The sequence below is a fragment of the Halobellus sp. Atlit-38R genome, from assembly GCF_003665925.1.
Lineage (GTDB): Archaea > Halobacteriota > Halobacteria > Halobacteriales > Haloferacaceae > Haloquadratum > Haloquadratum inordinatus.
Map to the genome: position 1 here is coordinate 1 of NZ_QXIJ01000213.1, position 508 is coordinate 508.

The following is a 508-nucleotide window of genomic DNA, read 5'->3' on the forward strand; positions in this document are numbered from 1 at the left end:
GCTTGCGTTTGGGAGCCAATTTCCGGATCTCATCGACAAACCCCTGGCGTATCTCGAGATCCTCAGATATGGCCGTTCGCTCGCCCACTCCGTATTCACGTTCACGATATGTTCGCTTGCGGTCTGGTGGGCCACGACCCGCCTTCGCAGCCGCTGGACAGCTGAGAGCCTCCCCGAACGACTCCGAACCGCCACCCCAGCAGCGTTTGCGCTCGGATATGCGAGTCACCTGCTTGGCGATACGTACCAGTTTTTCCTCGCAGGTGATCTGTGGGCTACACGCTTTCTGGTGTACCCGCTCTATTCTGTGCCAGTATCTCCGGCCGACGATGTCGCGCCGTGGGTTCGACTCTTCCGGATCTACCAAGAGATGGGGACTCATCCGCAGGTGAACTTGATCATTCTTGCTATTGCTATGTTCGTAGGACTACGACTCTACCACCGGAAACACCCACGCTCAGACTGCGTGTGAGATACCTACGCTTGGCTATCTCTTGTCTTACCCCTG

At 56.9% G+C, this 508-nt stretch carries 1 protein-coding gene; it reads left to right on the forward strand.

The genetic code is table 11. The features are described 5' to 3' along the window. Positions 1-472: metal-dependent hydrolase (locus D3D02_RS19010; RefSeq protein WP_121571361.1), on the forward strand; the 472-nt coding region annotated here is incomplete at its 5' end. Positions 473-508 lie beyond the last annotated feature (36 nt).